Genomic DNA, 26,200 nt, shown 5'->3' with positions numbered 1-26,200 from the left:
GGCGGTTGAAATGGATTCCCAAACCTGCAGTGTCAAAAAACTGCACGATCAAATCGAGCAGACCTTAAACAACGGATCGCTGTCCCATCCCCGCTGCCGGCAGCGGGCCACTGAGATTTTCGACCTGGTCCACGATGTTTCCCAAGGCCTGGCCGGCGACGATCATTTCGACAGCATCCTGGAACTTGCCCAAAACATGGTGAATGAGGGGCTGACGCCCTCCTGCCGGGAATTTGGCGAGCATGTGGCGTCATTTGTGGATCAGCACCAGGAAGAGTTTATAAGCCACATCCGCACCCATACCTGCCCCACAGGCCGATGCCCCATGCTGACTCCGGCGCCCTGCCAGATGGCTTGTCCTGCAGGCATTGACATTCCCTCATATGTGACCCTGGTGGGTCAGGGCAAATATGCAGAAGCCATTTCCGTGATCCGCAGGGACAACCCTTTCCCCTGGGTTTGCGGACTGGTGTGCACGCATCCCTGCGAATTCATGTGCGTGCGTGGCCGGATGGACAAATCCATTGCCATCATGGACTTAAAAGGATTTGCAGCCGAAAAGGCCATGTCTGCCCAGAGCTATCAGAACCCGGAACCCAGTCCGGACAACGGGCGCAAAATCTGTATCATCGGCGCGGGTCCCGGCGGGTTAACCGCTGCTTATTATCTTGCCCTTCGGGGATATCGGGTGACGGTGATCGAGGCCCTTCCAGTGGCCGGCGGCATGATGATGGTCGGGATTCCCAGATACCGGCTGCCCCGGGAGGTCATTGACCGGGAAGTGGCCATGATCGAATCGCTCGGAGTGGAAATCCGCCTAAACACCCGGCTGGGAAAAGATGTCACCATTGAATCGCTTCGCTCCGAGGGGTTTGAAGGCTTTTTGCTGGCCATTGGCGCTCACGGTTCCTACAAGCTGATGATTCCAGGAGAAGACGATTATGAAGGCGTCATTCCGGCCGTGTCGTTTCTGCGGCGCGTAAGCCTTGGCGATCACCGGCGGCCCGGCAAAAAAGTGGCCGTGGTCGGCGGCGGCAACGTGGCCATTGACGCGGCCCGTACCTGCCTGCGCCTGGGCTGCGAAAGGGTGACCATTCTTTATCGTCGGACCCATGATCAGATGCCGGCCCATCACGAGGAAGTTGTGGAGGCTGAAGAAGAAGGCGTTTCCTTTTCTTATCTGACCATTCCCAAGCAGGTCCAGGGAGCCGAAGGCCGGGCCACCGGCATTGTCTGCGTGCGCGCAGAACTGAGCGAACCGGATGAATCCGGGCGCAGGCGTCCGGTCCCGGTGGAGGGAAGCGAGCACGTCATTGAAGCAGACGTGATTATCCCGGCCATCGGCCAGGAAATCAGGCCCCAGGGCCTTGAAGCCTTTGAGGAGGTGGACTGGACCCGGCGCAATACCATCCGGGTCCATACCGTGACCATGCAAACCAACCAGCAGGGCGTTTTTGCTGTTGGCGATGCGGTTACCGGCCCGGCAACCGTTGTGGAAGCCATTGCCGGCGGCAAAAAGGCCGCTTCGGCCATCCATCGCCACTTTGAAGGCATTGCCCAGCCCGCCCTGCCCCGGGTTCCGGTCCGCCGCAGGCGCCTGCCGCACTTTGACCTTCCTGCTTCTTTGAAAATGGACCTGGACCGGCCGAAAATGCACCAATTAAGCAATGACCGGCGGCGCATTACGTTCCAGCAGGTACACCTGGGATTCAATGAGCAGCAGGCCCACGAAGAGTCCAAGAGATGCCTGCGCTGTGACATCTGCATCCGCTGCGGCCGGTGCGTGGAAATCTGCCGGGACAAAATGGGCATTGAAGCCCTTCGCCTGGGATATCTGGATTTCGACAACCCCGGCCCCACGGATCTGCGCATCACTGCCGAGCGCTGCATCGCATGCGGCGCCTGTGCCACCAACTGCCCCACCGGGGCCATGCAGATGACAGACCGCGACGGCTACCGGGAGCTTTCCCTGTGCGGAACGGTGCTCAACCGTCTGCAGCTTGAATACTGTGAAGTCTGCGGTGCGGTTCTTGGCCCGGCCCGATACCATGATTATATCGTCAAACGCGTGCGGGATGTCAGCCCCACGTCAAACGGCAGACGCATATGCCTGGAATGTGCCAGGCGTCAAAGCGGCGGGCAGCATGCGGAAATCACTCCGCCGCCCAGATAGTCAAACTCGGCAACTTGCCCGCAATCCCGTCAGGAGGTAAGGATCATGACATTTCGACAGGGCCAGAAAGTGGAAATTTTTCAACGCTCCACCGATGAGAGCTGGGAAGATTACATGGAGGCATTTATCGGGCTCCACGGCATTATCACAGATCCGGATGTCAGCAAAAACGACCCGGATGCGTTGATCGAGGTAAGCCTGGATGAAAAAGGCACGCACCGGCTGCCCCAGGACTGCCTGCGCATCATTGAACAATAGGCACGCACCTGCGGGGGGAAAAACAATGGTTGAAATCACTGTCAATAACCAAAAAATCCAGGCAGATCCGGAAAAACGACTCATCGATCTCCTTCGCAAACAGGGCATCGATGTACCGGCCTTATGCTACCATCCGGCCCTTTCTCCTGCCGGGGCCTGTAAGCTCTGTGCCGTGGAAGTGATGGTTCCGGGCAAGCCTTCCCAGGTCAAACTTTCCTGCATAGCCAAGCCTGTTGAAGGCATGGAGGTGAACACGGACAACGAGCGCGTGCAAAAAGCCCGCACCACGGCCTTTCGAAATCTTGCCAAATATGCGCCCGAAGCACCTGCGATATGGAAACTGGCAGAAAAGCACGGCATTGACATGGGCTCACCCCCGGATGAATGCATCCGATGCCGGCTCTGCGTGCGCGCCTGCAAGGAACTGGTGGGTGCCAACGCCTTAAAAATGGAAAAACGCAACGGGGTCTCCTATGTTGTGCCCAGGCCCGAAAACCAATGTATCGGGTGCGGCACATGTGTGAACATATGTCCCACAGGCGTGATTCATCAGAAGGATGAAAACGGGCTTCGCATCATTTCCATCCGCGACGAGGTGATCGGTCAGAACCCGCTGCTGCAATGTGAAGCCTGCGGCCGCTATTTTGCCACGCCAAAATTCATGAGCCGGGTGGAGAACAGAACCGATGATCATCCACACGTCAAGGAACATCACCGATACTGTCCAACATGCGCGAAACTGTTGTCCGACCGGATAAAAAGCGCTTCGCGCATCAAACGGATGTAACACCGGAGGAAACCATGACAGAGGTCAGCTGCAGATCCATGCACGATGTGGTGGCATTTGCCATCAGCCGGGAAGAAAAGGCCCGGGACTTTTACCGTGACTGTGCAAATTCTGCCACAAACAAAGGCATTAAAGAATTTTTCCGGGAAATGGCCGAGGAAGAATCGCGGCATCGCCAGCTACTGGCCGACCTGGACCTGAGTGCGGAAAAGCCCTTTTCCGACCTGGATGAACACGGCAACGTCAGGGACCTGCACCTGAGCGATTTTATGATCGATGTCCGGTTTTCACCGGATATCGGCTATCAGGAGGCCCTTGCCATGGCCATGAAAAAAGAGGAAAAGGCGCATGCCTTTTATGAAGCCTGGAAAGGCCGGTGCGCCAGCGAAAAGTCCGAAAAGCTTTTTTCGTTTCTGGCCGAAGAGGAACTCAGGCACAAACGCCGGCTTGAGGAAATTTATGACAGTGAAATCCTTCAGGAAGGATGACATACTGAACAATTTGAGCGTTTGCGGTTTTATGGACAAAAGGAGACAATTGATATGACAACAGAGAACGTTTACACAATCTGCGGGATGTGCACTGTTCGATGCCCCATGGTGGCGGAAGTGGAAAACAGCAACATCCGGTTTCTTCGCGGCAACCCCAATGCCTCTGGTATGAAAACCTCCCTTTGCGCACGGGGTGTGGCCGGAAAAGCCCTGATCAATGATAATGAACGCATCCGCCATCCCATGATCCGCGACGGTCAGCGGGGTGAGGGCAAGTGGCGGAAAGTCAGCTGGGAAGAGGCCCTGGACTACACCGCAGAGAAGTTGCAAAAAGTGGTGGATCAGTACGGCCCCCGGGGCGTGGCCTTATCCGACCGGGGTGGTCCGTTTCGGGATTTCCACCGGGCGTTTTTAAGAGGCCTGGGATCGCCCAACTATGTCAACCATGATTCCTCCTGCGCCCGCAATGTCCAGCACGCCGCCAAATCCGTCAGCGGCGCGGGACGCAAGGAAGTGGCCTATGATTACAGAAACGCCAAGCACGTGATTCTGCAAATGCGCAACGTGTTTGAAGCCATAGGGGTCCAGGAGGTCAACGATCTGACCGATGCCATGAATGAAGGCTGCCGGCTGACCGTCATTGATATCCGGGCCAATGTGTCGGCCACCAAGGCGGACCGGTTTTTCATGGTTCGGCCGGGAACCGACTATGCCTTTAACCTGGCGGTCATCAACGAACTGCTCACAAAAGACCTTTACAACAAGGATTTTGCCCGCAAATACATCCAGGACCTGGAAGCCCTGAAATCCTTTGTCAAGGATTACACACCCCAGTGGGCGGAAAAGGAAACCGGTGTGCCGGCGGCCCAGATTTCGTCCTTTGTCCATCAACTGGCAAAGGACGCTCCGGCCGTGCTCTGGCATCCGGGCTGGATGATGGCCCGGTATGACACCACCTTCTATTTGTGCCGTTCCATTTACATCATCAATGCCCTGCTGGGCTCCTACGGCGCCAAAGGCGGCCTGCCCTTTGTCAACAAACCCAAGGATGCGGGCTATTCCGGGTTGAAAAAATTTATGGATCTTTTTGAAAAGCCCAAGGAAAAACGCGCCGATGGCGTGGGGTGGCGATACACCCACTTTGACGAGGGCCCGGGACTGGCCCACCTGCTCTACGAAGCCATGGAAACCGGAGATCCGTACCCGGTAAAGAGCTATATCGCATTCCGGCACGATCCCTTGATGGCTTATCCCGAGCCGGACCGCCTCAGGCAGATCTTTGACAACCTGGATCTGCTGGTATCGGTTACCTTTACCTGGTGTGACACGGCATGGTATGCTGATGTTGTGCTGCCTCTGTCCCCGTATTTGGAACGCGACAGCGTGCTTGCCGCCAAAAATGCCATCCAGCCCTATTTCTTCATGCGCCGCCGGGCGGTTGAGCCCCGGTTTGACACCAAGGCCTGCTGGGAAATCTTTTCCGGCCTGGCCCGGCGTCTGGGCATAAACGAACTGGCCTATGACAAAATCGAAGACGTCTGGAACTTCCAGCTCCAGGGCACAGGGGTCTCCATTGAGGATTTTAACGAAACCGGCATGGTCAAGTTAACCGAAGGGCCGGTTTACAAGGACCGGGATAATTTGAAATTCGGCACAAAGAGCGGAAAATTTGAAATTATATCCCAAAAGCTCGAGGACCTGGGAATGCCTTCCCTGAAACCCTATGAATCCGCTCAAAGCCCGCCGGAAGGCTCTTTCCGGCTCACATTCGGCCGCTGCGCGCAGCACACCCAGGGCCATACGGTCAACAATCCGGTTCTGGGCGAACTGGTGCCCGAAAACGTGCTCTGGATTCATACTGATGCAGCGGAAAAACTGCATATTGAAAACAATGAGACTGTCAATGTTTCAAATAACGGTTACACCGAACAGATCAAGGCAAAGGTGACCGATTTTATCCACCCGGAAGCCGTGTTCGTGCTGCACGGGTTCGGTCACAAGCTGCCAGTGGAAAGCCGTGCCTACGGCAAAGGACTGGCGGACAACAAGTTCATGCCGGGCGCGCTGAAAAAATGGGATCCAGTGGGCGGCGCTGTGGCCCTGCAGGAAAACTTCGTGAAAGTAAGCAAGGTCAAATAGATACTGCTCAATGGCCTGCCCGGCTGCGGGATGGGGAGGCCGGGCTCAATCTTCCGGCACACCCGTGTAACCGCATTTGCGGTCCACCTTGTCGGTGAGTCGATTGAGCTCGGCTTCCAGGTCCCTGCAGATGCGGGCAAATTGCTCATCTGTGGCATCTTCCGGGATTTTCACCGGCTCGCCGAAATCAATGACCACCTTGCTGAAGGGCTTGGGAATGATGGTTTTGTCCCATGCCCGTTTAAACGTCATCACCCGCGTACCCGAGCAGGCCATGGGCACGAACCAGGAGCCGCTTTGCATGGCCAGCACGGCCATGCCTTTTTTCATTTTCCGCGCCGGGCCCCTGGGACCGTCCACGGCGGTTCCGCAAAGCCGTTTTTCCCGCCCATCCTTCAGGTAATCCACCATGGCGGAAAGCGCCTGGATTCCCCCTTTTGACGAAGATCCACGCACCGGTGTATAACCCAGATGTTCGGCAATCCTGGCGGTAAGCTCTCCATCGCGGCTGCGGCTGATCATAATGCCCCGGGGCCCAAGGGTTCGGAAAAAATAAAACAAAAAAATCGCATGTCGATGCCAGGATCCGGCCACCACATTGCCGCTGTGTTCATCCCTGAAGTATTTTTCATACACCGGCCGGTTCAATATTTCCACGCGCACGGTGCCAAACCACAGGCGCACCAGGTTGACCGCCAAAAACGCGGTGACCTCCAGTTTGATTCTGTCCTTCCAGGAAAAGTTATTCATATTGCAGTGCTTTATCCTTTCACGAGAATATGATATAAAATTCGGAAAATCCGAAACAAGTACAAAAGGGTCCCGGTCATGGCTGACAATTATGAAAAAATCGTCATTGACAATCTCCGGCGCCTGTATGCGGACATGCCCGCCGATCTTGCCCGCAGGCTGCCTGCAGAAAGGCAGGGCAGCCGTTTCAGATTCCCGGCCTTCGGCCAAACCTGCACCATATCCCCTGAGGGCATTGACATGGACGGCCAAAAATGTCCTTCCGTGCTTGGAATTCTGATATCCCTGTATGCCATCAATGCCTGTGATGCGCCAATGATTGCCGAACCGTTTTGCGCTTTTAAGGAAATGCCCGGCAGCATGCCCTATTCAGGCGCATTTGCCACACACACCGAACAGATCCTGGTTGCCCGGGTTGAAGATCTGGATAAGGCCCGGCCCCGCATTCGGGATCAGCTCTGCGGCCGGGATGCACCACCGGCAGTGAGCGGCGATTTTGCGTTCGTGGTACAGCCGCTTCCCAAAATCGCCTTGTGCTATATTGTCTATAAAGCGGACGAGGACTTCCCGGCTTCCGTGACCTGCCTGTTTTCTGCCAATGCCCACCGGTTTCTGCCAACAGATGCACTGGCGGACACAGGAGAATATACGTCCAAAAAAATTCTTGAGATCACAGACCAATAGTCCGGGGCCGCCATGAACGACTACCAGATGGAACAGCGCGAGACACTGCAAATCGTACGCCGGCATCTGCATCAAATTCCGCTTGAGGATCTTGAAAAACAGATCACCGCGTACCTGGACTTCCGGCAAAAAACCGCCCGGTTCTACAATGCCCACATAGAGCCGGTGTGCGAAAAAAAATGCTTTACAACCGGCATCAGCGGCTGCTGCACCAAAGACGGCATTATCGTGTTTTTTGCCGACGTGGTCATCAATGCGCTCCAGTCCACAACCCGCCAGCTCGACCATCTCGAGCTGGCCATCGACTCTCCGGCCCCTGGCGGAAAATGCATTTTCCTGACCCAAAGCGGGTGCGCCTGGCAGGTCAAACCCATTGTTTGCGAAATGTTTATCTGTCATCCCGCCAGACAACAGGCATTTGCCCCCAGCCCGTCCAAAGCCCAGGAGTGGAAGGCCCTGGAACAGGAACGCAAAACCTTTACCTGGCCGGATCAGCCGGTATTGTTTGAACGCCTGGAGAGCGTTTTTTTAAACCTTGGCCAGCGCTCAACACTCATGCACATCCACAAAAGCCCCGGTTTGCTGCGGGTCAAACAGAATCGCGACCGCTAAACCCCCGCTGGTCCGCTTTTGCTGCCAGCCCGGCGGACCGGTCTTTTTCCGGATCAGACCGATTCAATCTCCTCATAGAGAGTAATTTCAGGCTTTGCCGCCCCGAATTCAGCCACTTTGGACATAAACGCCTTGAAATGCGGAGTGGAACTATGGGCGCTTACCGCCTCCATGTCTTTGTAGCGCTCAATAAAAACCAGGGTATTGGGATCCTGATCACTGACATTGACACTATAGAAAAGGGTGCCTTCCTCGTTGGCCACTTCCTTCATCAAATTCCGGATCACTTCCAGGGCCTGCTGCTTTTTTTCCGGCACAACCGGAATTTTGGCGATAACGGCAATCATTTCGACTTCTCCTTGGCTTTGCGTGAAAAGGATTCTATTTCCTGAATTGAGGCATCTATTGGCTGCTGGCCTGCTGCGAATTAGCGTCAGCGTTGTTAAGATCATTTCTCAAAATATGCCGGTATTCACGAATGTTTCGCACATAGCGCACCGGTTCATATCCCCGGGCATAACCATATTTCAAATCTTTATAATACTCCTGATCGGCCAGCAACGGCAACACCTGCTTAAGATCCCGCCATGAATGCGGACTTAGACCCAATTTCCGGGCCAGTATCTGGGCATCGTGCAAATGACCCCGGCCCACATTGTAGGCCGCCAGGGCCAGCCAGGTCAGATCCGGTTCGGTCACTTTTTCGCTGAAGCTTTTTTTGAGCCGGGCCAGATATTTGGCGCCGCCGAATATACTTTGCCTGGGATCCAGGCGGTTGGACACGCCCATTTCCCTGGCTGTTGTCAGCGTCAGCATCATGATGCCGCGAACACCCGTGGGGCTGACGGCATGCGGATTCCAATGGGATTCCTGGTAAGCCTGGGCCGCGAGCAGATCAAAGGGCAGATCATATTTTTCCGCAGCCTGGCGGAAATACTCCCGGTACTTTGGAAACCGTGCCTGGATCCGCCGCAGATACCGCATGGTGTCCACGTAATCAAAGGCCTCAAAAAACCCATAGTATTTTTCATGGACATGATCCATCTGCCCGGTCTGCTCAAAATCCTTCATCCATTTGGCAATGGCCCGGGAAAGATCACGCCTGCGGGGTGCCATGGCCCATCCCAGCTGCTGGGCGCGTCCCAGGTTGATGGGGGCCATAAGCTGCGGGTAATAACGCCGGTTGATATCCACGATATTGGAATCGGCAATGGTGCAGTCAATATTGGCCGCCCACACATCAAAAAGGAGCTGCTCGGTGGCCAGATCCTGAGCCTCCTCCCACTGCAGCTCCGGATACTCGGTGTCCCTGAGATGGGCCAGCCGTTCAGCATAGCTGCTGCTGGCAATGACAACAATTTCGATACCCAGCAGGTCTTCAATGGATTCAGGCTGAATGCGGTCCCGCCGGGTGACCACCTGGGGAGTGATTTCCTGGTACGGCGGAGAGAACCGGAACTTTTCCTCCCGGGCCTCGGTTATGGTCAGACCGGCGGCGGCCAGATCTCCCTTTCCCTGTTCCAGATCGGTCAAAACCTGATCAACAGTTTGGCAAATCTGATATTCGACATCCACTCCGAGAAATTCTGCAAAGGATTCAACCAGATCATATTCCGGACCAGTGGGTTGGCCTGTTTGATCAATGTAATAGGTAGTGGGGGCATTGCGGGTTAACACAACCAGCTTGCCGCTGTTTTTGATTTCCGCCAGGGACCGGGATGGCATGGAGCCGGTTAATTGATCGCAGCCATATGTCCACAATACCAAAATGCCGCAAAAAACTGCAATACTGTACCATATCCGGCTGTTGAACAAAAACAAACACGCCTCCTTTGCGGACGCAAAAGCATCAATGGCTTCTGCTGGTTTTTCAAAATTGATGCTCTCGTAAAAGTCTGATTTTAGATGGTGCCGTAAAAGTTCCCGTATTTTTATTTATACCCTGTCCTGCCCTGATTTTCAAGCACGCCGTAATTTTACTCTTGTCCTGAAACCGATTTCACCCCCGCAACCGCCAGAGATTTTCCTCTCTGGAATTATCTTTGTATTTTTTTGTATACGTAGTTGTATATTTCCATACAACAATCAGGGCGTTTTTTTGCCTTTTTTATCAAAGTATCCTTTGAAGAAATTTTTCTGCCGTACTACGATAACAAATCGAAATAAAAGAAAATAATTTATATTGATTATTATGTCCTCACCTGAAAATCCCACTTGGCACATGCCTTGCTAACATTACCCGCGGAAACCTGACACAACTTTATCAAACCGCTTGAAAAAGGCAATTCACCTGAAAAGGTGAGACGCAAAGGAACCGGCCTAAGTCCTTTCAAAGGATACGGCGGCGGGCCTGCCGGGCGGATGCTCCACCTCCTTGAAGGTGTTGGTATCTCCACGGCTCAAACAACACCTAGGAGGCTGGAATGCGCACGGACAAACACAGAACAAAAAGTTTTACTTTAACAATCGGATTATTTTTTTTATTTTCCCTTTTATCCTCAACTGCCTTTTGTGCTGAAATCACCCTTTCCTGGAGCCGGCCGGATGACGACCGGGTTGCCGGGTATAATATATATCACGGGGAAACCGGAACCAACTTCAAGTCAGCGCCGGGCCAAAGCATTGACTCCCCGGATATCACCAGCTGCACCATTTCAGAGCTCAAAGAAGGGCAGACATATGATTTTGCCGCCACCAGCCTGGATGGAAACGGCAATGAAAGCGATTTTTCCGAAACCATCAATCATACCGTAGGCTCCACGGAAACCACAGACGACGAAAACCAGCTACTGGTATTCGGAGATACCGCGGATGCACATGAGCTCGGGACCCTCACCGATACCTTTATCAACATCAATGAAGAAACCAATAGTGCCAGTGAGCAGCTAAACACCTATACCTGGCCGGAAAATACGCCGGCCAACGCCATTTTGCTTAAGGCCGATCTTTCCGCACTGCCTGACGGGGCAGAGATTCAAAGCGCCGTGCTGCATCTGTATCAAACTGCTGCCGGCGGGGACGGATCCTATGACCTGTCCGTACATAAGATCCTCAACCACAACCCGGAATTCAACGGCGCCAACGGCTACACCTACGACGGGGTCAAGGAGTGGACCGCCAACAGCGACTGCTACAACGACATCCCCCTGGCCCAGGCCGATATTACCGCAGCAGAAGATGTCAAGACCCTGAACCAGGAGCCCGGATACAAGCAATGGGACATTTCCGGCATGGCCAAGGCCTGGGTGGACAACCCGGATGCCAATTACGGCCTGATGATCAACTCGGATGACTCGGCTGCAGCCAACAGCCACCGCTATTTTGCCGCATCCGAGGCAGCTGACGCCAATACAAGACCCAGGCTGGAAATCACATTTACTGTTGACCCGGATGACGCTGACAATGACGGTGACGGCTACAGTGTCAACGACGGGGACTGCAATGACAACGACGCTTCTGTTTATCCCGGCGCAGAGGAAATCTGCGGCGACGGCATTGACCAGAACTGCGACGGAACCGATGCCGCCTGCACGGAAGAAAACGACGATACCAGTAATGACGGCTCGGATTCGGAATCCGGAGATGATGGCAGCAGCGATGATGGCAGCTCGGATGCAGACTCCGGAGACGACAGCGATAATACAGATGACCAAACCGACGGCACCGTATCCGAAGACACCCAGTTCGGGGATGTCACCCTTTCCTGGAGCCGGCCGGATGACGACCGAATCGCCGGATACAACCTCTACTATGGAAAGTCCGGCACCGACTTCAAATCCGCACCCGATGTCACCATTGACGCTGCAGACACTACCAGCCACACATTCTTTGATCTCGAAACCGGATATGAATACGCATTTGCCGCCACCAGCCTGGATGGAAACGGCAATGAAAGCGATTTTTCCGAAACCATTTATTATAGCGTGGACCCCGAAGATTCCAACGAAACTGACAATGACGGTTCGGATTCGGAATCCGGAGATGATGGCAGCAGCGATGACAGCAGCTCGGATGCCGACTCCGGAGGCGACGGCGACAATACAGATGACCAAACCGACGGCACCGTATCCGAAGACACCCAGTCCGGGGATGTCACCCTTTCCTGGAGCCGGCCGGATGACGACCGGGTTGCCGGATACAACCTCTACTATGGAAAGTCCGGCACCGACTTCAAATCCACACCCGATGTCACCATTGACGCTGCAGACACTACCAGCCACACATTCTTTGATCTCGAAACCGGATATGAATACGCATTTGCCGCCACCAGCCTGGATGGAAACGGCAATGAAAGCGATTTTTCCGAAACCGTTTATCATACCGCAGGATCCACCGATGAAACCTCCGATAATACAGCGGACACAAGCGATGATTCCGGAGAGGACACCACAAATGAGCAGGAGACAGACAGCACCGATCCGGAATCGGACAGCGGTACTGACAGCTCTGATGATGAAAGCACAGATGAGCAGTACATCTCAGAAGATGTCTTTGAAGACTCCATAGAATTTGCAGAAATCGAGATCAATCATGAATGGCAATCCGTGATCTTTGAAAAAATCTTCTATGATCCGGTGATCGTGGCCAAGCCCATGAGCTTAAACGGAAGCGATCCCGGGGTGATCAGAATCAAAAATCTAAACTGGGAAGGTTTTGATATCCGGATTCAGGAATGGGAATACCTTGACGATTGGCATGTTAATGAAAACGCCAGCTACCTTGTCGTTGAGGCGGGCAGACATGAACTGCCAAACGGCATCCAGATGGAGGCGGCAACATTTGAAACCAACAGCACCCAAAACGTCAGTTTCAGCCGGCCGTTTAACCAAAAACCGGTTGTCATCTGCTCAGTAACGACTGAAAATGAAAGGACTGCGGTCACAGGCCGGATCCATAATATAACCAAAGACAGATTCGACTTTGACCTTCAGCAGCAGGAGGCCAATAAAGACGGCCATAACGCCCTGGAGACAATCTCATTTATCGCCTGGGAACCGTCCTCTGACACCATCGCCGGCATCAGTTATATCGTTGATACAACCTTTGACGAGGTCACCGATGAACTGCATGCCATCACATTTTATCCGTCATTTGAAACCAGCCCTGTGTTTGTGGCAGACATGCAGACCAAAGACGGCAGGGATACCGCCAACGTCAGATGGCAAAACAAAAACGCAGGCGGAGTAGAAGTGTTAATTGACGAGGAACAGTCCAAAGACAGTGAAGTGAAGCATATAACTGAAGCGGTGGGCTACATGAGCTTTAGTCTTTCCCCATAATAATGGACAAGGCCATGTGACCCTGGATATCAACTGCCGGGACACAAAAAACACCAAAGGGGCGGACACACAGTGTTCGCCCCTTTGGCTTTCAGCACCGCTTATCCGGTTTCTCCCCGGATCTTTTGGAGAAGCTCTCTGGCTTTTTCGCGTTCAGGGAATTGCTGCTCAGATGCCAGGCACTCTGAAAGCGCCTTTTCCGCAGCTTGTTTCTGCCCGTCTTTGTAGAGTGCAAGGGCCAGGTGATATCGCAGGATCGGAAGGTCAGGCCTTTTTTCAACTGCAGTGCTGAACTGGGTCAGGGCCAGTCCGTAAGACCCCCTCTTGTAATGCACCCACCCGAGTGTGTCTGCAATAAACGGATCATCCGGAAAGGCTTCCTTGGCACTCATGGCCAGGCGCATGGCCTCGCCCAGATCCGGCTCTGATTCGTTTGCCATAAGCCATGCCAGGTTGTTGGCTGCAGCGGCAAAATCCGGTTTTTCTTCAAGAGCATTTTTGTAAGCAGCCTTGGCGCCTTCAATATCGCCTGTCTGCTCCAGCAGGGTGCCCAGGGCCATATGGCCGGCAACAAAACCCGGATCTTTTTCAGTTGCCTCCCTGTAAGATTTTATGGCTTCATCGATCCGGCCGGTACGGGCCAGTATTTGCGCTGAGGCCGCGTAAATCCCCGGATTTTCAGGGTCCGCCTCCCTGGCCCGCTCCAGCAGTTCCAGTGCCCTGTCAGGAGCATTTTCAACCCTGTCGTAAAGCCGTGCCAGCAGCATGAGATTTTCCACGCTCTCCGGGGCAATCTCCACCTGCTTTTCAGCCCTGGAAACCGCAAGATCGGCCCTGCCCTGCCGGAGATAAATACCGGCAAGCATGCCCAGCGCCGGGTTAAATCCCGGCCGTACTGAAAGAAGTTTTTCCAGGGTTTCAATGGCCTGGTCCGCATTTTCCTGCGCCATATAAACATTTGCCAGATTATACAGGATCTCGGGGTTTTCAGGAATCTGCCGGTTGATTTCCTCAAAAAGGGCTGCGGCATTGTCGGTCTCGCCGGCGGCCAAAAAGGATTTGCCCAAAATAACAGCAGCGCGGATATTTCCGGGATCGAGCTTAAGCGCCCTGCCTGCATGCTCTTTTGCTTCTTCTTCGTCCCTTTTCATCAGCATGTGCTGAGCCATGAGCGCCCAGGCCTCTGAACGATTCGGGGATAACTTGAGCGCCTCTTCCGCGGAGCTGAACGAAAGCTTTGTATCCCCCAGATTCAGACGGGCCCTGGCCTTTACGTAATGGGCCATCCCCATTTTGGGGTAATCTTCGGTGAGGCGTTCGGCTATCCGGAGGGCATCCGGGTTTCTACCCTCCCGGATGAGAAGCCTGGCCTGGACCAGGCTGGCAAGAGGGTGGCCCTTATTGATCGAAAGCGCTTTGCCGGCCATTTCAGATGCCTGCTCCATTCTGCCCGTCTCATAGTAGAAGTCGGCCAGTTTTGCCATTGCATCGTCTGCCTGTTCTGATTTTTCAACCGCCTGGACATATGCCTTCTCTGCTTTTTCAAGCTCCCGGATACCGCGGTAGAAATTGCCCAGCAGGGTATGGACGTGCGGCGAATCAGGATTTTTTTCAACAGCCGCCAGAAAATTTTCCTCTGCCTTTTCCATTTCTCCCAGAGACAGGTAGAATTTTGCCAGTTCCAGGTAGGGTTCAGAACTGTCCGGATCCAATCCAGCCAGTTTTTTTATGGTTTCTTCAGCCTTGTCCTGCAGACCCCGGCTTCTGTAGAAAGATGCGAGCTCTGTCAGGGCAGTGATGTCAGGATCGAGTTCAACGGCTTTTTCCAGGGCCTGGCCGGCTTCTTCCATGCGCTCCTGCCGGCCCATTACCCTGGCTTTGATAATGTGATACCGGCTTTCTTCGGGTTTCTTTTCAAGCGCCTTTGCAATCAGGCTTTCGGCCGCATCAAGGTTGTTGTCCACAAGTTCGAGCTGGGCCATTAAGGCCAGAGCGCCGGGATGGTCTTTTTCGGTTTCAAGGACCTGTTTCACCGTTTGCCTGGCCTCGTCCGGATGCCGGGACATAAGATACATTTCCGCGGTTTTCATCAGGGCGTCCGTGTTTTCAGGATCCAGGCTTGCCGCCCTTTGCAGCTCCCGAAAAGCCCTTGCCGGCTGGCCTGTCTCCAAATACGCAAGCCCCAGCTGATAGCGGGCATCTGCAAACCTGGGATCAATTTTGACGGCATTGCGAAATTCGATTACGGCTGAATTGTAGTTTTCTTCCTCGGAATACTTCATGCCCTTATTATAATGTTCGATCTTTTTTCCCTCAGGAGAACTGCAGCCGGACACGATGATCACAATGAAAAGACACAATGTTGCAAAACAGGAGCTCTTTTGATAAAATTTCATAACAATGTCAGCCTTTGTTTACAGGGTTCAGTGCATGCAAGTTTTTAATTTACTTTAATGAAGGTTTTCTTTTATAATATATTCTGCAGAAATAATGCCAGGTTTCTTGATTTTCGTTTTCTTAAAATCAACCTTAATTCCATCCCCAGTCAGGAGCAAACAGAATCAAAAAGATTTTTTTGTTCCGGCATCGGCCCGGAGCGGTAATTGCATTGAGTGCATACAGCAGTTAAAGTTGGTCAAACGAATTTTCAATCTTTTCTACATCAGGGAAAGGGAGGATGGCCCATGGTTTTATCAGGACGCCTGAAAAGTATGATTTTTCTGTTTCTGGCGCTGTGCCTGATCAGCACCCCGCAGGCTGGAGCCCAACAAAACGCGGAGGCGGGGGCATCATCGGGGCAGTATATCATTGGCGCCGGAGATGTTCTCGACGTCATGGTGTACAGTGAATCGGAGCTTTCCAGGGGTGTATTTGTCAGAATCGACGGCAATATTTCCCTGCCCCTTGCAGGAGAGGTCGAGGCCGCGGGGGCAACGCCTGCAGAGCTTGCCGAAAGAATAACGGCAAAACTGGGGCGCTTTTTGGAAGATCCGGAAGTTACCGTGATTCTTGCAGAAAGCAGGAGCAAAGTCTACTACGTGCTCGGCCAGGTAGCCAGTCCCGGAGAGTATTCCATCACCCGTCCGGTCACGGTGATCCAGGCCATCGCCAGGGCCGGGGGTTTTGGCGAGTGGGCCAAAAAAGACCGGATCATGATTGTAAGCGGTCCGGGCGAAGAAGAGGAAAGCGTTTCTTATTTCAATTATGACAAGTTCTTAAAGGATGAGGCCGAAGGGCGGAATGCGGTTATCCAGCCCGGGGACACAATTGTAATCCCCTAAAACAAAAGGAAATAATTGAGATGATTTCCCTGGGAAAACAGGGCAGGACGCTGCCCCTGGTTTTTGTCTTTTTATTGCTGTACGCATCTGCAGCCCTTGCTGAAAGCACTCTTCGCGGCGGGATTTCCCTGGAGCACGGATATGATTCCAATATCAACCGGGAACCGGATAATGAGGTGGATGAATCAACCACCACTTTGTCCCCGAGCCTTGATTATACCCTGAAAAGCCGGCGCTCGAATTTTTCCCTCGGATATTCCCCAGGCTTTGTTTACAGCTATTTAACAGATGACGTGCGGACAGATCACTATGCTTCTGCGCGATATGATGTCCAGGCATCAAAGAGTTTGACACTGAACTTCAGTGACAATTTTGTCAGAACCCAGGATCCTTACGAAACAGACGAAACCACAGAGAGCGAGATTGAGATATCAGACCGGCGTGGGCGGCGGACCTACTGGAGCAACAGCTTTTCCGCAGCTGCTGCCTACACCTACGGCAGGGAAAGGGTGCTGAAAATCGGCTATCGCAACCGGGTGCTGGAAAACAGCGACGATCAGTATTCCGATTATGTCCGGCATTCTCCGTATGCCTCTGTTAACCACCGGATCAATCACCAGTGGGAGGCGGGACTCAATTACAACTTTTCCAGGGGCGATTTTGACGAGCCCGATGAATCCGCCCTGTCCGAAGACCTGACCACAAATTCCGGGGACTTTTATCTGTATTACAGGCTAACCCGGAAAACCCGGATTTTCGGTCATCTCGGGTATACGCACAGCGACTATGATGAAGAGCCCAATGACTACGAGGTCTATACCGCTTCGATGGGCATAGACACCCAGTATTCCCCCAGCCTCAACCTGAGTGTGAATGCCGGGGCGTCCAGGGTGGAGCGGGAGTTTTTTTCAGATGAAGATGCGCTGTATCTCAGGGGGGAAATGGAAAAAAGCTGGCGGAGAACCTCCTGGTATTTCAGCGCCGAAAGCGGGCTGGATGCCAGGGAGTACACAGGAGTCGACAATCTGGGCCTTTCCCGCTACTGGACCGCAGCCACCGGTATGGACCGGACCCTGCTCCGGGACCTTACGATCAACGTTGATATCCGCTACCGGGATGACACATACCTGGAGCGCGAGCCAAGCGCAGATGAGCAAAGATTTGTGGCTTCAGCCGGCCTGTCATGGGCATTTTCCCGCTGGTACAGGCTCTACGGGAAATATAGCTTTGTTGATAACAATTCGGATATTGAAAGAGACAATTATGTGGACCACCGCGGCAGCATCGGAATTTCCGCGGAAAAGGATTTATTCCGGTGGCAGTAAGTTGAATCAAAACACCATCGATTTTCAAAACAGGAACATTTTCTAAATGGAAAAAGAACAGCCCCAGCAGGAAATTTTCAAGAGATACCTCAACCTGATCTTCAGCCGCCACAAGTTTATTTCCGCCTGCGTTCTGCTGGCGGTCTCCGCGGGACTGTTTTATTATATCTCCCAGCCGGAAATTTACCAATCCAGAGCCTCTATCATGTACCAGCAGCAGCGGATCAACGTATCCAGGTCTATGGGAGACGATAAAAGACAATTCGATGAGATGGTAAAGACCATAAGCCAGCAGGTGTTGAGCCGAAACAGCCTGGAAAAAATCATCAAAGAAAATGACCTGTATTCGGGGATGCGGCAGGAAGTTCCCATTGAAGACGTGATTGAGCAAATGCGGGAAAAAGACATTGTCGTAAGGCTGGAAAAAGACAGGGGCAGTGTTTTTACCGTTTCTTTCAAGGGGCCTGACCCCCGCAGGGTGGTGCGGGTTACCAATTCGCTGGCGGCCCGGTTTATAGAAGAAAACCTGCAGTTAAGGGAGGAAAGAGCCAGTGAAACCGCCAGCTATATCCAGGATGAGCTGGAGATGGCCAAGGAGAAGTTAAACAGGCAGGAAGCCCAGATGCGGGATTATAAACAGAAACATTACAACGAGATGCCCGAGCAGCGCAGCGCCAACATGAGCCGTTTAAACGCGCTGCAGGAGCAGTACCAGGCGGTTCAGGGCAATATTAATGAACTGGAAAATACCCGATTTCTGGTGGCCGAGCAGCTTGATCTCCGCCGGAAAATCCAGAAAAAATCCGGCAACTCCGGAGATTTTGAAGCCGAAGGCGCCGGGGAGGAACAAAACAGCCTTGCCGCAGCGCGAAACAGGCTTCAGCAGCTTTTGACCCGCTACAAAGACGACCACCCTGCGGTAAAGCGTCTGAAAAAGCGGATAGAACAGCTTGAATCAGAACAGGGGGAAATGGCTGCAGGCGGCCAGGATCAAGAGGCCGGCTCCGGTATTCCGGACAGCAGGGCCGGACAGCTTGCCGCTCAGTTAAAAAAAATCGATGCCAGCCTGAAGGACAAGCGCAGGGAAGCCGAAGAGATCAGGAAGAAAATTGCGAAATACGAGCAATGGATCGAGGCGGCCCCGAAAAGGGAAGCCGAATGGTCGGCCCTGACCCGGGATTATGGCAAGTTAAAGGAATATCATGACAAGCTTCTTGCCCAGAGCCTTTCTGCAGACGCCTCCCAGAGCCTGGAGGCACGTCAGAAGGGAAGCCAGTTTAAAATCGTGGATTCGGCCTATACGCCCAGAACCCCCATGAAGGGGACTTTTTCAAAAATCCTGCTGGTCTGCCTTGCCATGGGGCTTGCTGCAGGCGCAGGATTGGTTCTGGGAGTAGATCTCATGGACACCTCCTTTAAAAGGGCAAATGAAATCGAGGCAGAATTGGGTGTGCCGGTGGTATGTGCCCTTCCCCTGATTGTCACAAGAAAGGAACAAAAGCGCAACAGGATCAAAAACGCTGCATGGTATTTTGGACTGGCAGCCTGGCTTGTCGCCCTTTCTGCAGCAGCGCTGTATTTCTGGCTGCAGGGAGATATCATTATATAAATCCCAATACCGAAATCCGAAACAGTAAGAGCATTTACATGAACAATCAGCATCAGGACAAATAACATGGGAAAATTTTCAAAAGCGCTGGAAAAATCCGCTGATCAGCCAGGCCCCAAAATGAGCCGCATCACTTCCGGGCCTGAGCCGGGGCAGCCGGCAGAAGAAAATACATCCGGGCGGGAGCAGACATCGCCGGCCCCGGAACCGGCCGCGGATTTTGTCAGGGAGCGCTGGGACAGGCGGCTGCAGCTTTCCGCAGACCCGAAATCGGAATATTTTGAAAGTTTCCGGCGTCTCAGGTCATCGATCGTGTATCCCGCATCCGGCAGCCCCCCCAAAACGCTTTTGGTGACAAGCACGGTTCCCCACGAGGGAAAGGGTTTTGTCTGCGCAAACCTGGGCGTGGCCCTGGCCCGGGGAATGGAACATCACGCCATGATGGTGGACTGCGATTTCAGGAACCCCACCCTGGCAGGGCTCTTCGGGCTTTCAAACGAAACCGGCCTTGCAGACCATCTCCGGGAACAGGCGGATCTTTCCCTGCTTATCAGAAAAACCGGACAGCCCAAGCTTTCCCTGCTGGCCAGCGGCCAGCCCCCGAAAAATCCCGCGGAAATGCTCTCATCCACCCGGATGGCAGCACTCATAGACGAGATGGCAGAGCGCTACCCGGACCGCATTGTCCTGTTTGACAGCCCGCCTGATGTGATCGCATCGGAAACAAGTGTGCTGGCAAAGCGCATTGACGGTGTAATTCTGGTGGTCCGCTACGGGGCTTCAAAAAAAGAGGACATAAAAAAATTCGTGGAAGCCCTTGGCAGGGAAAAGATCTACGGCGTCGTGTTTAACGCCTTTCCGGAAAACACCATGGAAGACTTCCTCGACCGGAGGATGGGACACGGATACGGCTATCACAGGTACTCGTACAAGGGTTATTAGGTTAACAACAAAAACGCTGATATCCCTAAATGGCGAAAATGGCAAGAACTTATGGAACTATAAAAAGGATGTTTTCCTTATTTCTAGTTTCCAGTATATAGTTTCCAGTATATAGCTATGCCCTACATTCTTCAAAAATATTATCCCTGGCGCAATATTTTGTTTGTTTTAAGCGAGGGAGCGCTTATTTTTCTAATCATAAACGCAGTCTTTCTGTCCTGGGCCGGTGCGGCCGAGTACCGGGAATTTATCGGGGTGTATGTTTTCCGGGCGCTTGTGGTCACCTTTGTGTTCCAGCTCTGTTTTTATTTCTTTGACCTTTATGACCACACGATTATCCCCAGGTTCCCGGACCATATGCTCAAGGTGCTCCAAACCTTCGGACTCGGATGCATCGTGCTGGCGTTTATTTATTACCTGTTCCCGGCGCTTATTATTTCCACCCGGGTCTTCTGGACCGGGCTGTTTGCAGTGGGCCTGGTGATTCTGATCTGGCGGTTTACTTATTTCAGGCTGCTGGAGCACAGGATATTCGATCAGCCGGTGGCCCTGGTGGGAACCGGCCGGTTTGCCAGCCAGGTGGCTTCGGCCATAGAGGGAAAAAAGGACTCGGGTCACAGGATCGTGGCTTTCGTGGGAAACCCGCAATCCCCGGTCGCCAGCGGGGGTCAGCCGGTTTACCAGGAGGTCAAAGAACTTTATCCGCTTTGCGCAAACAGGGATGTTGAAAAAATCGTGCTGGCCCTGGATGAAAGGCGTGGCACCATGCCCATGGGCGATCTGATTCAGTATAAATTCATGGGCATTGAGATCCTTGATGCAATGGGGTTTTACGAAAAACTCACCGGAAAAATCATGGTTGAAAGAGTCAATCCATCCTGGCTGCTGTTTTCAGAAGGCTTTTATGTAGGCCGCCTGACGCGGACACTAAAGCGGTTAATGGATATCTTTGCAGCAGCCGGTCTGCTGGTTGTATCTTCCCCGGTTTTTCTTTTGACAGCACTTGCTGTAAAATTTGAATCGCCCGGAGGCGCTTTTTACCGACAGGAAAGGGTGGGGCAAAACGGCCGGGTGTTTAACATTGTCAAGTTCCGGTCCATGTACAATGATGCGGAAAAAGACGGGCCGGTCTGGGCTTCTGCCGGCGACAGCAGGGTCACCCGGGTGGGCGGGTTTATCCGCAAAACCCGGATAGATGAGCTTCCCCAGCTGATAAACGTCATCCGCGGGGACATGAGCTTTGTGGGACCGCGCCCTGAGCGGCCGGTTTTTGTCTCTGAGCTTGCCGAAAAGATACCGTTTTATACCATCCGGCAGGTGGTAAAGCCCGGAATCACCGGCTGGGCCCAGATTTGTTATCCCTACGGCGCATCCGCAGAGGATGCGCTTCGCAAGCTCGAATATGACCTTTATTACATAAAGAATCTTTCCATCGGTATGGACCTGGCCACCATTTTTCAGACCGTTAAAGTGGTGCTTTTCCAAAAAGGGGCCAGGTAGCCGCGGATGGTCCATCATTTTTGAAATAACGGAGTGTTATCATGCAGAAGGCCCTTTCAGATCCGCAAAAGGAAGTATTGCGGCTGGCGCATAACAACCGGGCCTTATTTGACCTGTTGCCGGATATGCTTTTTATTATAAAGGATGATTTTATAATAGAGCATATGAATCATGCTGCGATTAAAAGGTTTGGCAAAAAAGACGGCAGCAGCTGCCATCAGGTGATAAGCGGTTCTGGCACCCCCTGCGATCTGGATTTATGCCCGCTTGGCTGCAGGGACACTGAAAAAAATCACGGTCAGGTCTCTGAAAGAAAGCTAAATGATGATTTTTACGTGGAATATGTCCATATCCCGTTTCAAGGCTACCGCCAGGACCGGCTCTTTCTGCTCATCCTGCGCGATATCACCCAGAAGAAAAAGCAAAAGCTGGAACTGGAAAAATACAGCAAAAATATCGAGCAGGTCCTGAAAGAAAAAATCGCCATCCTGCGTGAAAGTGAAAAAGAACGCGAGCAACTGTCCCACGAACTCAATCACCTGAAAAAAGAAACCGAAAGACTCACCTCCTCTGACAGTCAAATGCTTGGGGACAGCAAGCCCATACGCGAGCTAAGGGAGATGATCTACCAGGTGGCGGCATCCAGTGCCACGATTCTGATAACAGGCGAGTCCGGAACCGGCAAGGAACTGGTGGCCGACCTGCTGTACAAGCACTCTGACAGGGCTGATAAGCCCTATCTGAAGTTTAATTGCGCCGCTGTCACAGAGACCCTTCTGGAAAGCGACCTTTTCGGTTATGAAAAGGGCGCGTTTACCGGGGCGAATGCCGCCCGCAAGGGCAAGTTCGAGGAGGCAGACGGCGGCACGATATTTCTGGATGAAATCGGCGCCATCAGCCCCAGGATGCAGACGGCCCTTTTGCGGGTGCTTCAGGACGGCGAAGTAATCCGCGTGGGATCAAACCACAGCATTTCCGTGGAGGTCCGGGTGATTGCCGCCACCAACTCCGATCTTGCAGCAGAGGTTAAAGCCGGCCGATTCAGGGAAGATCTCTATTACCGTTTAAACGTGATCAACCTCCGCCAGGTCCCTTTGCGGGAGCGCAAGGAGGATATCGTACTGCTGGCCACCAACTTTTTGGTAAAATACCGGGAACGCTTTAAAAAGGAGGTCACCTACCTGCCAAACAGTGTGGTTGAGACGCTTCTTGCCTATGACTGGCCCGGCAACGTGCGCGAACTGGAAAACGTCATCCAGCGCGCCGTGCTCATGTCCAAAAACGGCATGATCACCCCCGGGCACCTGGGCATCGGTTTAAACGGCAGCCCGGGCAAGGCGGGCGGCAGCAGCAGTACTCCGGAGTCAACCCCTTTCACCAGCAGATCGCTAAAGGAAAGCGTCAGGCTCTTTGAGGCTGAAGTCATTGCAGGCGCTGTTAAGGAGCACGACGGGAAAATGGACGAAGTGGCCCGGCAGCTCGGTGTTTCCAAAACCACGCTATACGATAAATTAAAGCTCTACAACCTGACACCCAAACAGCTTCTAAAGGATTAATGGCCTGTTATTTGCAGGAAACAATATTAAAATTTTGCTCCTGCTTATCTGAGCCTTTATGAGATTGGAAAATATAATGGATGACACATCCGAAAACGGTCCGCACGCAGGCTGTCCTCATTTCCTGCACAATATGCAGGCCTGCGGGCTGCATACGGATGGGATCTACCTGCCGCCCAGGGCTCACGTGCTGACTTTCTGCCTGACCCCGCACTACAAAAAATGCACCACATATGAAAACTATTGCTTTTTCCAGGAAAACGAATCAGACCCATCCTCTGGCGATGGTGCCGGCCGGCGCCGCTTTGCCCGCATTGCCGGCCGCCGGCAAGTTCGGCTTCGAAGCTGCGATGATCTTGGCATTGTTACAGGAGCGTTTGAGGAAAAAGCCACCACCGTGGATTACAGCCGGGGCGGCATGCGCATTATTACCGAAAAAGCAATCCCCCGGGACAGCTTTGTTCTTTTCGATTTTGGCGAGGATTTTCTCATTCCCGGCCTGCAGGGCGTGGCCGAGCTGAGCTGGCACAGGCCCTACCCGAACAACTCCCGCCGATTTGAGGCCGGACTGACCTTTAAGGACCATTTCAGCGGGGCAGCCCTTGCCCTGGAGCTGGAAAAGTAATCCCTCCCTTCTGTTTTTTTCTGCAAATTCTTCCGGAATTCCGGATAATTCATTCCGGATTTCCGGAATTGTTTTTTTCTGCCCTTTCTGTGCATCTGCGGGTCTTCCGGGCCACTTTGTTGTTCCGGGTTCCCGGAACAATCCCTGAAAATTCCGGTTAGCGACTTCTGCTGCACCCGGGAAGCGGCTCTTAAAAGCCGTATTTGTGAGGGATGAACAAATTCCGTCTATATGGCACAAGCCTTGCAATATCTGTATCCAAAAAAGTCAGGAGAAGCTGGCTGCTTCAAAGGTATAAAACTGATACTTGTGCTTGCCTGACATTAAACGACAAATAAAGGAGAAGAATTATGAAACAGATCAAAGTCAGTAAAATTATTTTATCTTTCTCGTTGCTGCTCTTCTTAGCTCTGCCGCAAAGTGCGCTGGCATTGAGTATTGACGCCTATCAGGTGGGTGTTGATGACACTGCTATCACTGATTGGTTAAGCAATTATGGCAGCTCCAAAGTCGTAGAAGACTTTGAGGGTGCAACCCCTGGCTGGTACCAAAGCCTTGGTACCAATATCGGTACTTTTAGCATCACGGAAAACACCCTGCCCGGAACCGGAAACACATCATACAATGTGAAAGTGGAAAATTCTAACGAGCCGTTTTTCGAAATCCGTAATTATGACGCAGACGGCCGTTTCAACACCACACCCGAATCGGGTGGTGAAGGGTATCTTGATTCAGCAGATATCACAGAAATCAAGCTCGCCTTGGATAGTGGTTATAGGGCCCTGTATTTCTACATGACTGATCCTGGCGATGTCGGGGCATTTACCTCCACATCTGCTGATGGTGTTACTAAAACCATTGGTCCGGGCCAGGATAATGCATCTCTGTGGTTTGTTGGGATTGACGCCGGGCTTGACAACATTTCAACCATAACATGGTCAACCAATGACCATACCAATGACGGTTTTGGGCTTGATGGGTTTACCCGGGTGCCCGAACCCGCTACCCTGCTTCTTTTTGGTGCCGGCCTTGCAGGCCTTGCCGGTTTTGCCAGGCGCAGGAAATTCAACAAAAGCTAATATACAAGTTATCAAGTTATATTGTAATTCAAAAAAATCGTTCTGCAGGAAGCTGCAGAACGATTTTTTTTCCATAAAACCGAGTGCATAAATCCCATAAACATGTTATATGTCACCTGTCCGGGTCAATCTATACCTTATGTAGGCCTGCGGAAGTCTTCATTAACGGCACGACTGTTGCTTTAACCTGAAACGGTCATATGAAAAATTTCCTTACCATAGATGTTGAAGACTATTTCCAGGTGGCGGCCTTTGCAGACATTGTTTCCCCGGATAACTGGGACTCCATGGAGCAGCGCGTATCCGCTCCGGTGGAAAGGCTTCTGCAGACCCTGGACAAACACGGCGTTAAGGCCACCTTCTTTATCGTGGGTTGGACCGCGGAAAAGCACCCCGGCATTGTCCGGGCCATTGCCGCACACGGCCATGAAATAGGGTGCCACAGCTACTGGCACCGCAAAGTATACGAGATGGCCCCGGAAGCTTTCAGGGCGGATACCCGCAGGGCCAGGCAGGTGCTGGAAAATCTTTCCGGCAGAAACATCACGGCCTACAGGGCCCCCAGTTATTCCATTACCGCCAAATCCATGTGGGCCATAGACATTTTGAAAGAAGAAGGCTTTACAGCGGATTCAAGCATTTTCCCTATCGTCCACGACATGTACGGAATCCCGGATGCCCCACGCTTCAGATACGAACTGCCCCAAAAGGGCATAGAGGAATTCCCCCTTTCCACTGCGGTGATTTTCGGCCGCCGGATTCCGGTTTCAGGGGGCGGATATTTCCGGCTGTTTCCCTACTGGTTTACAAAAACCGCGCTTAAAAGAATCAACCGGCAGGAAAACCAGCCGTTTGTTTTCTATATTCATCCGTGGGAGCTTGACCCGGGCCAACCCAGGTTTAAAAACGCCCGGCTGCTGTCCCGTTTCCGGCATTACAACAACCTGGGCAAAACCAGGGAGCGCTTTGAGCGCCTGCTTTCTGATTTTGATTTCATTCCCCTGCCTTCCAAAAACAGCAGGGGAAATCCATAAACGACTTTGCCGCAAGCGGCATTTTCGGCCTGATCTGAATAGTTAGTGCCCGAACGAAAACCAGGATTTTTCGTCA

21 protein-coding genes and 1 riboswitch are annotated in these 26,200 nt (G+C 52.7%); of the genes, 17 read left to right on the top strand and 4 right to left on the bottom strand.

What is annotated here, in order from left to right:
• Positions 1-10: 10 nt before the first annotated feature.
• The 5 genes from HNR65_RS16605 to HNR65_RS16585 are packed head-to-tail and all read left to right on the top strand — an operon-like array spanning position 11 to position 5,848.
• On the top strand, positions 11-2,173 hold the full coding sequence (locus HNR65_RS16605; protein ID WP_181552655.1) for an NAD(P)-binding protein: 2,163 nt from the start codon (positions 11-13) through the stop codon (positions 2,171-2,173).
• A gap of 45 nt (positions 2,174-2,218) precedes the next feature.
• Entirely contained in the window at positions 2,219-2,431 is a 213-nt protein-coding gene (locus HNR65_RS16600) for a hypothetical protein (protein ID WP_181552654.1), read from the top strand.
• Positions 2,432-2,456: 25 nt separating this feature from the next.
• Positions 2,457-3,218, top strand: coding sequence for a 2Fe-2S iron-sulfur cluster-binding protein (locus tag HNR65_RS16595; RefSeq protein ID WP_181552653.1), 762 nt, complete (start codon positions 2,457-2,459; stop codon positions 3,216-3,218).
• 14 nt (positions 3,219-3,232) lie between these two features.
• On the top strand, positions 3,233-3,706 hold the full coding sequence (locus HNR65_RS16590; RefSeq protein WP_181552652.1) for a ferritin-like domain-containing protein: 474 nt from the start codon (positions 3,233-3,235) through the stop codon (positions 3,704-3,706).
• Positions 3,707-3,760: 54 nt separating this feature from the next.
• Positions 3,761-5,848: a molybdopterin-dependent oxidoreductase gene (locus HNR65_RS16585; protein ID WP_181552651.1), complete on the top strand. Its 2,088-nt coding sequence runs from the start codon at positions 3,761-3,763 to the stop codon at positions 5,846-5,848.
• 45 nt (positions 5,849-5,893) lie between these two features.
• On the opposite strand, the gene HNR65_RS16580 is transcribed toward HNR65_RS16585, so the two are convergent.
• Positions 5,894-6,598 carry a lysophospholipid acyltransferase family protein gene (locus HNR65_RS16580; protein WP_181552650.1) on the bottom strand — a complete coding sequence of 235 codons (705 nt, stop codon included), beginning with the start codon at positions 6,596-6,598 and terminating at the stop codon, positions 5,894-5,896.
• A 78-nt stretch (positions 6,599-6,676) separates the two neighbouring features.
• Here HNR65_RS16580 and HNR65_RS16575 point away from each other — a divergent pair, with 78 nt between their 5' ends.
• Entirely contained in the window at positions 6,677-7,282 is a 606-nt protein-coding gene (locus HNR65_RS16575; RefSeq protein WP_181552649.1) for a DUF3786 domain-containing protein, read from the top strand.
• A gap of 12 nt (positions 7,283-7,294) precedes the next feature.
• Complete coding sequence (locus HNR65_RS16570; RefSeq protein ID WP_181552648.1) at positions 7,295-7,894, top strand: hypothetical protein; 600 nt, start codon at positions 7,295-7,297, stop codon at positions 7,892-7,894.
• 53 nt (positions 7,895-7,947) lie between these two features.
• Here the strand turns inward: HNR65_RS16570 and HNR65_RS16565 are convergent, their stop codons facing one another.
• Positions 7,948-8,241: a putative quinol monooxygenase gene (locus HNR65_RS16565; RefSeq protein ID WP_181552647.1), complete on the bottom strand. Its 294-nt coding sequence runs from the start codon at positions 8,239-8,241 to the stop codon at positions 7,948-7,950.
• A 55-nt stretch (positions 8,242-8,296) separates the two neighbouring features.
• Positions 8,297-9,661, bottom strand: coding sequence for a membrane-bound lytic murein transglycosylase MltF (gene mltF / locus HNR65_RS16560; protein WP_269750900.1), 1,365 nt, complete (start codon positions 9,659-9,661; stop codon positions 8,297-8,299).
• 503 nt (positions 9,662-10,164) lie between these two features.
• A riboswitch (cyclic di-GMP riboswitch) is annotated at positions 10,165-10,252 on the top strand.
• 65 nt (positions 10,253-10,317) lie between these two features.
• On the opposite strand from mltF, the gene HNR65_RS16555 reads away from it, so the two are divergent.
• Positions 10,318-13,173, top strand: a complete 2,856-nt coding sequence (locus HNR65_RS16555) for a fibronectin type III domain-containing protein (protein WP_181552646.1) — start codon at positions 10,318-10,320, stop codon at positions 13,171-13,173.
• Between the two features lie 101 nt (positions 13,174-13,274).
• Here the strand turns inward: HNR65_RS16555 and HNR65_RS16550 are convergent, their stop codons facing one another.
• The gene (locus HNR65_RS16550; RefSeq protein WP_181552645.1) at positions 13,275-15,569 is read right to left on the bottom strand and encodes a tetratricopeptide repeat protein; all 2,295 of its coding nucleotides are present in this window, start codon (positions 15,567-15,569) and stop codon (positions 13,275-13,277) included.
• 288 nt (positions 15,570-15,857) lie between these two features.
• Here HNR65_RS16550 and HNR65_RS16545 point away from each other — a divergent pair, with 288 nt between their 5' ends.
• From HNR65_RS16545 to HNR65_RS16505, 9 genes are all read left to right on the top strand, one after another.
• Positions 15,858-16,454, top strand: coding sequence for a polysaccharide biosynthesis/export family protein (locus tag HNR65_RS16545; RefSeq protein ID WP_181552644.1), 597 nt, complete (start codon positions 15,858-15,860; stop codon positions 16,452-16,454).
• 20 nt (positions 16,455-16,474) lie between these two features.
• Positions 16,475-17,779: a porin family protein gene (locus tag HNR65_RS16540; protein ID WP_181552643.1), complete on the top strand. Its 1,305-nt coding sequence runs from the start codon at positions 16,475-16,477 to the stop codon at positions 17,777-17,779.
• Between the two features lie 46 nt (positions 17,780-17,825).
• On the top strand, positions 17,826-19,388 hold the full coding sequence (locus HNR65_RS16535; RefSeq protein WP_181552642.1) for a Wzz/FepE/Etk N-terminal domain-containing protein: 1,563 nt from the start codon (positions 17,826-17,828) through the stop codon (positions 19,386-19,388).
• A 66-nt stretch (positions 19,389-19,454) separates the two neighbouring features.
• A complete protein-coding gene (locus tag HNR65_RS16530; RefSeq protein WP_181552641.1) occupies positions 19,455-20,330 on the top strand; it encodes a polysaccharide biosynthesis tyrosine autokinase in 876 nt (291 codons plus the stop codon).
• A gap of 117 nt (positions 20,331-20,447) precedes the next feature.
• Positions 20,448-21,830 carry a TIGR03013 family XrtA/PEP-CTERM system glycosyltransferase gene (locus HNR65_RS16525; RefSeq protein WP_181552640.1) on the top strand — a complete coding sequence of 461 codons (1,383 nt, stop codon included), beginning with the start codon at positions 20,448-20,450 and terminating at the stop codon, positions 21,828-21,830.
• A 41-nt stretch (positions 21,831-21,871) separates the two neighbouring features.
• Positions 21,872-23,386 carry a sigma-54 interaction domain-containing protein gene (locus HNR65_RS16520; protein ID WP_181552639.1) on the top strand — a complete coding sequence of 505 codons (1,515 nt, stop codon included), beginning with the start codon at positions 21,872-21,874 and terminating at the stop codon, positions 23,384-23,386.
• A gap of 76 nt (positions 23,387-23,462) precedes the next feature.
• Positions 23,463-24,011, top strand: coding sequence for a PilZ domain-containing protein (locus tag HNR65_RS16515; RefSeq protein WP_181552638.1), 549 nt, complete (start codon positions 23,463-23,465; stop codon positions 24,009-24,011).
• 350 nt (positions 24,012-24,361) lie between these two features.
• Entirely contained in the window at positions 24,362-25,090 is a 729-nt protein-coding gene (locus HNR65_RS16510; RefSeq protein ID WP_181552637.1) for a PEP-CTERM sorting domain-containing protein, read from the top strand.
• A gap of 200 nt (positions 25,091-25,290) precedes the next feature.
• A complete protein-coding gene (locus HNR65_RS16505; RefSeq protein WP_181552636.1) occupies positions 25,291-26,124 on the top strand; it encodes an XrtA system polysaccharide deacetylase in 834 nt (277 codons plus the stop codon).
• The last annotated feature ends 76 nt before the right edge of the window (positions 26,125-26,200 follow it).

The organism is Desulfosalsimonas propionicica, from assembly GCF_013761005.1.
Classification (GTDB): Bacteria; Desulfobacterota; Desulfobacteria; order Desulfobacterales; family Desulfosalsimonadaceae; genus Desulfosalsimonas; species Desulfosalsimonas propionicica.
Note: the sequence above shows the minus strand (reverse complement) of the source record. Positions and strands in the feature narration are given on the sequence as shown.

Excerpts from the sequence above, each read along its gene's own strand:
- HNR65_RS16545 (WP_181552644.1), top strand. The coding sequence starts at position 15,858 with ATGGTTTTATCAGGACGCCTGAAAAGTATGATTTTTCTGTTTCTGGCG.
- HNR65_RS16585 (WP_181552651.1), top strand. The coding sequence starts at position 3,761 with ATGACAACAGAGAACGTTTACACAATCTGCGGGATGTGCACTGTTCGA.
- HNR65_RS16505 (WP_181552636.1), top strand. The coding sequence starts at position 25,291 with ATGAAAAATTTCCTTACCATAGATGTTGAAGACTATTTCCAGGTGGCG.
- HNR65_RS16570 (WP_181552648.1), top strand. The coding sequence starts at position 7,295 with ATGAACGACTACCAGATGGAACAGCGCGAGACACTGCAAATCGTACGC.
- HNR65_RS16520 (WP_181552639.1), top strand. The coding sequence starts at position 21,872 with ATGCAGAAGGCCCTTTCAGATCCGCAAAAGGAAGTATTGCGGCTGGCG.
- HNR65_RS16555 (WP_181552646.1), top strand. The coding sequence starts at position 10,318 with ATGCGCACGGACAAACACAGAACAAAAAGTTTTACTTTAACAATCGGA.
- HNR65_RS16605 (WP_181552655.1), top strand. The coding sequence starts at position 11 with ATGGATTCCCAAACCTGCAGTGTCAAAAAACTGCACGATCAAATCGAG.
- HNR65_RS16600 (WP_181552654.1), top strand. The coding sequence starts at position 2,219 with ATGACATTTCGACAGGGCCAGAAAGTGGAAATTTTTCAACGCTCCACC.
- HNR65_RS16575 (WP_181552649.1), top strand. The coding sequence starts at position 6,677 with ATGGCTGACAATTATGAAAAAATCGTCATTGACAATCTCCGGCGCCTG.
- HNR65_RS16595 (WP_181552653.1), top strand. The coding sequence starts at position 2,457 with ATGGTTGAAATCACTGTCAATAACCAAAAAATCCAGGCAGATCCGGAA.
- HNR65_RS16590 (WP_181552652.1), top strand. The coding sequence starts at position 3,233 with ATGACAGAGGTCAGCTGCAGATCCATGCACGATGTGGTGGCATTTGCC.
- HNR65_RS16525 (WP_181552640.1), top strand. The coding sequence starts at position 20,448 with ATGCCCTACATTCTTCAAAAATATTATCCCTGGCGCAATATTTTGTTT.
- HNR65_RS16530 (WP_181552641.1), top strand. The coding sequence starts at position 19,455 with ATGGGAAAATTTTCAAAAGCGCTGGAAAAATCCGCTGATCAGCCAGGC.
- HNR65_RS16550 (WP_181552645.1), bottom strand. The coding sequence starts at position 15,569 with ATGAAATTTTATCAAAAGAGCTCCTGTTTTGCAACATTGTGTCTTTTC.
- HNR65_RS16510 (WP_181552637.1), top strand. The coding sequence starts at position 24,362 with ATGAAACAGATCAAAGTCAGTAAAATTATTTTATCTTTCTCGTTGCTG.
- HNR65_RS16535 (WP_181552642.1), top strand. The coding sequence starts at position 17,826 with ATGGAAAAAGAACAGCCCCAGCAGGAAATTTTCAAGAGATACCTCAAC.
- HNR65_RS16515 (WP_181552638.1), top strand. The coding sequence starts at position 23,463 with ATGGATGACACATCCGAAAACGGTCCGCACGCAGGCTGTCCTCATTTC.
- HNR65_RS16580 (WP_181552650.1), bottom strand. The coding sequence starts at position 6,598 with ATGAATAACTTTTCCTGGAAGGACAGAATCAAACTGGAGGTCACCGCG.
- HNR65_RS16540 (WP_181552643.1), top strand. The coding sequence starts at position 16,475 with ATGATTTCCCTGGGAAAACAGGGCAGGACGCTGCCCCTGGTTTTTGTC.
- HNR65_RS16565 (WP_181552647.1), bottom strand. The coding sequence starts at position 8,241 with ATGATTGCCGTTATCGCCAAAATTCCGGTTGTGCCGGAAAAAAAGCAG.